This is a genomic window from Cellulomonas sp. IC4_254 (genome assembly GCF_011603975.1).
Lineage (GTDB): Bacteria > Actinomycetota > Actinomycetes > Actinomycetales > Cellulomonadaceae > Cellulomonas.
Genome location: NZ_JAANNB010000176.1, coordinates 1 through 8171 on the forward strand (window position 1 = coordinate 1; position 8171 = coordinate 8171).

5 protein-coding genes are annotated in these 8171 nt (G+C 73.6%); all 5 read left to right on the plus strand.

Annotated features, from left to right (window positions below):
* Positions 1 to 778, plus strand: a 778-nt coding sequence (locus tag G6556_RS15040) for a substrate-binding domain-containing protein (protein ID WP_166943097.1), incomplete at its 5' end; no start/stop codon positions are given.
* Positions 779 to 839: 61 nt separating this feature from the next.
* Entirely contained in the window at positions 840 to 2027 is a 1188-nt protein-coding gene (locus G6556_RS15045; protein ID WP_240934589.1) for a Gfo/Idh/MocA family oxidoreductase, read from the plus strand.
* A 212-nt stretch (positions 2028 to 2239) separates the two neighbouring features.
* Positions 2240 to 5683 carry a PQQ-dependent sugar dehydrogenase gene (locus tag G6556_RS15050; RefSeq protein ID WP_166943099.1) on the plus strand — a complete coding sequence of 1148 codons (3444 nt, stop codon included), beginning with the start codon at positions 2240 to 2242 and terminating at the stop codon, positions 5681 to 5683.
* A gap of 71 nt (positions 5684 to 5754) precedes the next feature.
* On the plus strand, positions 5755 to 6762 hold the full coding sequence (locus G6556_RS15055) for a sugar phosphate isomerase/epimerase (protein ID WP_205693545.1): 1008 nt from the start codon (positions 5755 to 5757) through the stop codon (positions 6760 to 6762).
* A gap of 19 nt (positions 6763 to 6781) precedes the next feature.
* Entirely contained in the window at positions 6782 to 8056 is a 1275-nt protein-coding gene (locus tag G6556_RS15060; protein ID WP_166943102.1) for a hypothetical protein, read from the plus strand.
* Positions 8057 to 8171 lie beyond the last annotated feature (115 nt).

Here is an 8171-nt window from a genome sequence, read left to right on the forward strand (position 1 = left end):
CGAGGGCACCAACGACGTGAACGTCCAGATCAGCCAGATCGAGGGCTTCATCAACGACGGGGTCGACGCGATCGTGCTGCTGCCGTTCGACGGCGGCGCGCTGACCGACGTCGCCACCCAGGCGATGGAGGCCGGCATCCCGGTCATCAACGTCGACCGGGAGTTCTCCAGCCCGTTCGCGTCGCGGGCCACCGTGCTCGGCGACAACTACGGGATGGGCGTCTCGGCCGGGACCTACATCTGCGAGCGGCTCGGCGACAACCCGGACGCCGTGGTGGCCGAGATCGCCGGCATCGACTCGCTCCCGCTGACCCAGGACCGCAGCCAGGGCTTCGCCGACGCGCTCGAGGACTGCGGCCTGGACGTCGACAACCGGGTCGCCGCGGACTTCACCGTCCAGGGCGGCGAGCAGGCGGCGGCGAACCTGCTGCAGGCCGCGCCGCAGATCGACGCGATCTGGAACCACGACGACGACCAGGGCGTCGGCGTCCTGGCGGCGATCGAGAACGCCGGCCGCGACGAGTTCTTCCTGGTCGGCGGCGCCGGCTCGGCGAACATGATGCGCGAGATCCAGGACGAGGCGTCGGTCGTCGAGGCGACGGTCATCTACCCGTCGACGCAGGCGGCCGACGGCATCAAGCTCGCCCGCCTGGTGGCGCACGAGAAGTCGCTGAGCGACCTGGCCTCCTCGGGCGTCCCGCGCACCGTCCAGCTGTTCGCGCCGGTCGTCACGGCCGACAACGTCGACCAGTACATCGACTCGGCCTTCGAGTCCTGATCCGGACCGCGGGGGCGCCGGCCGCGCCGGTGCCCCCGCGCCCAGGCAAGGAGGTCTCGTGATGGACGGGACGACGGCCGCGCCGCTCGGCGTCGGCATGGTGGGGTACGCGTTCATGGGCGCCGCGCACTCGCAGGCGTGGCGCACGGCCCCGCGGTTCTTCGACCTGCCGCTGCACCCGGAGATGCGGGTGCTCGGCGGGCGCGACGCGGTCGCGGTGAAGGCGGCGGCGGACCGGCTGGGCTGGCGGGACACCGCCTCGTCGTGGCAGGAGCTGATGGCGCGGGACGACGTCGACCTGGTCGACATCTGCACCCCGGGCCGCACGCACGCGGAGATCGCGGTGGCCGCGCTGGAGGCGGGCAAGCACGTGCTGTGCGAGAAGCCGCTGGCCAACACGATCGAGGAGGCCGAGGCGATGGTCGCCGCGGCCGAGGCGGCCGCGGCCCGCGGAGTCCGATCGATGGTCGGCTACACGTACCGGCGGGTGCCGGCGGTGCAGCTCGCGCGCCAGCTCGTGGCGGACGGCCGGATCGGGTCGGTGCGGCACGTGCGCGTGCAGTACCTGCAGGACTGGCTGGCCGACCCGGAGGCGCCGCTGTCCTGGCGGCTGGACAAGCAGCAGGCCGGGTCCGGCGCGCTGGGCGACATCGGCTCGCACGCCGTGGACCTGGCGCAGTTCATCACCGGCGAGCGCCTCACGGGCGTGTCCGGGCTGATGGAGACCTTCGTGCACGAGCGCCCGGTCGCGGCCGAGTTCGCGGGGCTGCACGGCTCGGCGGCCGGCCCGGACGCCGCGCGCGGGCCGGTCACGGTCGACGACGCCGCGGTGTTCCTGGCCCGGCTGTCCGGCGGCGGGCTCGGGGTCTTCGAGGCCACCCGGTTCGCCACCGGCCGCAAGAACGCCATCCGGCTCGAGGTGAACGGCGACCGCGGGTCGCTGTCGTTCGACTTCGAGGACATGAACGTCCTGCACTTCCACGACGCCACCGAGGACGCCGCTGTCGCGGGGTTCCGGCGGATCGTGGTGACCGAGCCGCAGCACGCCTACGTCGGCCACTGGTGGCCGGCGGGGCACGGGCTGGGCTACGAGCACGCGTTCACGCACCAGGTCGTCGACCTGGTCGGCGCGATCGCGGCGGGCCAGGACCCGTCGCCGTCGTTCGCCGAGGGACTCGCCGTGCAGCGCGTGCTCGACGCCGTCGAGCGCAGCGCGGCCGACGGAAGCAGGTGGGTCGCCCTGGGCTGACCCGCCCGGGGCGGCGCGCCCGCGCGGGCGACCCGCCCGCACCAGCACCACCCGTCAGACGACGATCAGCTCACCGCTCGAGGGGGAGGAGGTGGGACCGCGCCACGACCGGCAGAGTCGCCGGTCGGCTGAGGAGGCCGGGTTCCCGAACCGTGGGGACGACGCAGGAGCCCGACCTCTGTGACGAGATCCCGTAAGGAGCTGCATCACTCATGGATCGTACGCAGCCGCGCTCGCAGCGCGGCACCAAACTGGTGGGTTTCACCCTCGCCGGGGTGCTCACCGTGACGGGGCTGGCGCTCGGCGCCGGGCCCGTGGTGGCCCACGACGGCCTGGACCACGGGGCCGAGCCCGGCGCCGAGGCCGCGCTCGACTGGGACAACTACGAGAAGACCACCCTGACCAAGGACGTCGGCGAGCCGATCGACCTCGCGGTGCTGCCCGACGGCCGGGTGCTGCACACGGCCCGCAACGGCGACATCCGGCTCACCGACCCGAGCACCGGCGTCACCCGGATCACCAACACGATCCCGGTGTACGCCAACTCGGAGGACGGCCTGCAGTCCATCGGCATCGACCCGGACTTCGAGGAGAACAACTGGGTGTACCTCGTGTACGCCCCGCCGGGGAACACCCCGGCCGGCTCCGCGCCGAACACGCTGCCGGCCGGCCAGGACGAGTCCTACTGGGACCAGTGGAAGGGCGTGAACCGGCTGTCCCGGTTCCAGTGGACGGGGAACGGCCTCGACCTGGCCTCCGAGCAGCAGATCCTCGACGTGGAGGTCCAGCGGGGGCAGTGCTGCCACGTGGGCGCCGACTTCGACTGGGACGCCGACGGCAACCTCTACCTGGGCACCGGCGACAACACCCCGGCCGGCACTCCGGGCGCCAACGGCTTCGCGCCGAACAACGACGCCCCGGGCATGAACCCCGGCTTCGACTCCCGCCGCGGCGCGGGCAACACGAACGACCTGCGCGGCAAGATCCTGCGGATCCACGTCGAGGAGGACGGGTCGTACACGATCCCCGAGGGCAACCTGTTCCCGGAGGGCACCGAGCGTACCCGGCCCGAGATCTTCGTGATGGGCGTCCGGAACCCGTTCAAGCTGGACGTGGACCCGGAGACGAGCTCGCTGTCCTGGGGCGACTACGGCCCGGACGCCACCAAGGCCGCCGCCGCCACCGCGGGCAGGGGGCCGATGGGGCTGGTCGAGTGGAACGTCGTCGGCCTGGACGACCCGCACAACTCCGGCTGGCCCTTCGTGACCGGCGACAACTTCGCCTACAACGACTGGGACTTCGCGACGAACACCCCCGGGGCGTTCTTCGACCCGGAGAACCTGGTCAACGACTCGCGGTGGAACACCGGTCTGACGGACCTGCCCCCGGCGCGCCCCGCCACGCTCTACTACGGCGACGCCCCCGGCGACCAGCCCTGGGACGAGCTGGTGAACTTCGGCACGGGCAACGGCCAGGGACCGATGGGCGGCCCGGTCTACCACCGGCCGGCCGACGCCGGACCGGACGCGTGGCCCGCGTACTGGGAGGGCAAGGCGTTCTTCGGCGAGTTCTCGCAGGACTACATCGCGGCGTTCACCGTCGACTGGGACACGTTCGAGGTGACCCACATCGAGGACGTCACGCCGAACGCGGCGGTCACGGCCGACGGCTGGCCGCCCATCGACAACCCGATGGACATCGAGTTCGGCCCGGACGGGTCGATGTACGTCCTCGACTACGGCGACGGCTTCTTCCGGGCCAACCCCGACGCGGGCCTGCACCGGATCGCCTACGCCGAGGGGAACAAGGCGCCGCGCGCCGAGTTCACCGCCACGCCGACGTCGTCGTCCTCGGCTCCGCTCACCGTGCAGTTCGACGCCTCGGCGTCGAGCGACCCCGAGGGCGGCACGCTCCGCTACGACTGGGACTTCGACGGTGACGGCACCTTCGACGCGACCGGCGTCGAGGCGGAGCACACCTACACCGCGATCGCGGCGTACACGGCGCGGCTCAAGGTCACCGACCCCGAGGGCAAGTTCACGCTGACCTCGCACCCGATCTCGGTCGGCAACCAGGCGCCCGAGGTCACGCTGACCTACCCGGAGAACGGCGGCTTCTTCACCTGGGGCGACGCGGTGCCGTTCCGCGTCACCACCCAGGACGCCGAGGACGGGGCGGCCACCGACTGCACCCGGGTGTCCTGGACGTACGGCCTCGGCCACGACGAGCACGCCCACCCCGAGGTGTCGGGCACGGGCTGCCAGGGCGCGTTCAAGACCGACCCGAACTCGCCGGAGCACGGCCCGGGCGCGCTGCTGTACGGCGCGGTCGTGGTGACGTACCGCGACGCGGGCGCCAACGGCCTGCCGGCGGCGACGGGGGAGGCCACGCTGCGCCTCAACCCGCGCGAGCAGCAGGCGGAGCACGCCGCGCGCACCGGCGTCACGGTGTACGCGGACGAGTCGGCGCTCGGCGGCAACGCGGTCCGGGGCCTCGGCACCGGCGACTCCCTGACGTTCACCCCGGTGAGCTTCAGCGGGATCACCGGCGCGGTCGTCCGGGCCAGCGGCGGCGGGCAGGTCCAGCTCCGCTGGGGCTCGGCCGACGCGGCGCCGTTCGCGACCGCCACCATCCCGGCGGGCTCCGGGTGGAAGGACGTCGAGATCGCCTTCGACGCCCCCGAGGGCACCGGCGACCTGGTCGTCACCTCGGCCGACGAGCTGGCCGTGGACGCGATCACGATGGTGGGCCCGGGCGTCGCCGACGTCACGGCCCCGACCGTCGCGCACACCCTGACCCCGGCGGCGCCCACCGGCGCCGGCGGCGTGTTCACCGAGCCGGTGCGGTTCGCCGTGCAGGCCGCGGACGACGGGGCGCTGGCGAGCGTGCAGTACTCGCGCGACGGCGGCACCACCTGGACGAACCTGGCGGCGAACCAGCAGTACGCCGTGACGTTCTCCGAGTCCGGCGCGTACGACCTGCGGTACCGGGCCACCGACACCCAGGGGCTCGTCTCCGAGGTCGGCGCCGTGCAGTTCACGATCGACCTGGACGCCCCGGAGGAGCCCACCGTCGACACCACCACCACGGCCACCGTCGCCGCGGGCCGGGTGCCGTTCGGCGCTCCCGGCGAGGTCACGGTCGCGGTCGCGGCGGCCGAGGGCGTCGCCACCGGCGAGGTCGTGCTGACCGTCGGCGAGACCGAGGTCGGCCGCGGCACCCTGGGCGCGGACGGCACCGCCGTCGTCGCCCTCGACCCGGCCCTGGGCGTGGGCACCCACACGGTGACCGCGTCCTTCACCGGCGGCGAGGTCTTCAAGCCCTCGTCCGGCACGGTCCGGCTCACGGTGGCGCGCACCACGTCCACGGTCGCCGCCACGGTGTCGCCGAACCCGGTCAAGCCCGCCGTCGCCGCCAAGGCCACCGTCCAGGTGACCACAGGCAGCGGCGTCGCAGCCGCCGGGGACGTCACGGTCACGGTCAAGCGCAACAACCAGACCGTCGCCACGCTCACCGGGACCCTCGACGCCTCCGGCGCGAGCGTCGTCTCCCTCGGGCGCCTGCCCGAGGGCACCTACAAGGTCGACGTCGCCTACGGCGGCACGGCCGGCATCTCCGGCTCCACCACCAGCACCACCCTCACCGTCCGCAGCTGACCGCGCGCCGGACCCCGGGCGGGGCTGCGAGCCGCAGCCCCGCCCGGACCCGGCCGTCTCGAAGGAGAGACATGAGCACGCACCAGCACGACTCGATCCCCGCCCGGCCGATGAGCCGGCGGTCGCTGATGAAGGCGCTCGGCGCCTCCACGGTGGCCGTGGGGCTGGGGACCGCCCTCGGGGCCTCCGGCGCGTCCGCCGCCGGCCTCGCGCCCGCGGCCGCGCCGACGACCGGGCGCACCCGCCTGGTCCCGGCCAACCGCATCGGCATCCAGCTCTACACGATCCGCGACAAGGTCAGCTCGCTCGGCTTCCGGGCCGTGTTCGAGGAGCTCGGCCGGATCGGGTACGCCGAGGTGGAGTTCGCCGGCTACACCCAGGGCAACGTCGGCGCGATCACCCCGGCGGAGATCCGCACCCTGCTCGACGACAACGGCCTGAAGGCGGTCGGCTCGCACGTCAGCACGCAGCTGCTGCGCACCGACCTGGCCAACCAGATCGACATCGCGCACACCCTCGGCATGCCGCACCTCGGCACGGGCAACGCGCCGACGAACACCGCGACCAAGGAGGGGTACCTCGCCGCCGCGGAGGAGTGGAACGGCTGGGGCGAGCAGGTCAAGGCCGCCGGCCTCAAGCTCTACCAGCACAACCACGACGGCGAGTTCCGGTTCGACCCGGTCGACCCGTCCGTCCGGCTCTACGACGTGTTCTACGACAACACCGACCCGGACCTGGTGTACCTGGAGATGGACATCTACTGGGCGTACGTCGGGCAGCACAAGTACCCGGGGTTCGAGCCGGTCGACTACGTCCTGCGCAACCCGCGGCGCTACCCGCTGCTGCACCTCAAGGACGGCAAGGCCAACGAGGCCAGCGCCAACGGCTACGACATCATCGAGTTCGGCGCCGGCGACCTGCCCTACCAGCAGTTCCTGTCCCAGCTCCGCTCCCGCGGCCAGCACTTCGGCCTGTACGAGCAGGACAACGCCGCGACGGTCGCCGAGCCGCCGAACCCGCTGAACTCCCTCGGCAACGCCGACCGCAGCTACGACGCCATCGCCGGCCTGCGCGGCTGAGCGAGAAGGAGACACGGACATGAAGCGGATCTACTCGGTGCCCGCGGCGCTCGTGGGCGCGTTCGGGCTCGTGGCCCTCGGCAGCACGGTCGCGCAGGCGGCCTCGACCGACTGCACCACCGACCTCGGGGACCAGACCATCACCGGCGACCTCGTCGTCCCGGCCGGCGCGGACTGCGTGCTCGCCGGCGCGACCGTCGAGGGCTCCATCACCGTCGGCGCCGACGCCTGGCTGGACGCCACGTCGGTGACCGTCACCGGCGACGTCGTCGCCACCGACGCGTACGGCGTCCTGCTGGACGGCACCCGGGTCGACGGCGACGTCAGCGCGTACACCACCGGCTCGCGCGTCGGGTTCCTGTACCTGAACGACCTGGAGGTCGGCGGCAGCGTCGCGGCCGGCGGTCTCGACGTCGAGGTGACCGGCTCGTCCATCGGCGGCGGCCTGACCACGCAGGCGGCGACCTACGTCGACCTGCTGCAGACCGGGGTGCAGGGCGAGGTGTCGATCGCCGACTCCGACTGGGGCGTGACCGTGGCCGGGGCCGTCGTCGGCGGCACCCTGTCCGTGACCGGCTCCAGCCGGGACGTGCTGGTCGGCGCCACCGTCGACGGCGCGGCCGACACCTTCGGCAACACCGTCGGCGGCGACCTGGTGCTCACCGGCAACACCGCGAACCTGCGGGTGGCCGGCACCACGGTCCTCGGCACCATCCGGCTCGCGGACAACGACCCGGCCGCCGCGTTCGGCCCGGGCAACACCGCGGGCGGCCTCGAGGGCGACCACACCGGCGAGGCGCCGGGCGCGGTGGCCGCCGGCGACCAGGCGCTCGCCGTCACCGTCCCCGAGCAGCGGGCGGGCGAGCTCGTCTGGTCGCTCGAGGGCACCTCCGGCCTGGTGAACCTCGGCGTGGCCGAGGAGCTCGAGGACCGGTACCGGGCGACCGGCGAGATCGTGCCGGTGCGGGTGCAGGACACCCGCGCGGGCGACCCGGAGTGGTCCATCACCGCGCAGGTCAGCGACTTCGTCGCCGGGGGCCAGACCCTGTCGTCGAAGTACCTGGGCTGGACGCCCGAGGTGCTCGAGAACGGCGGCGACGCCGTGGCCGGGCCCGCGGTGCCGTCCGGGTTCGAGGAGGGCGACGGCCTGTCCGTGGCCCGCACCCTCGCCGAGGCCGAGGCCGGGCACGCCCGCGGCTCGTCCCTCGTCGGCGCCGACCTCGACCTGCAGCTGCCGCTCGACGCCCCGCAGGGCACCTACACGGCCACGCTCACGCTCACCGCGCTGAGCTGACCGACCCGCAGTCCCCGTCCCCGCCCGCCCGGTCCTCGTCCCGGGCGGGCGGGGGCGGCACTACCCGCAGCGCCCGCCGCACCCGCCGCACCCGCACCCGTCGTCACCGTCGACC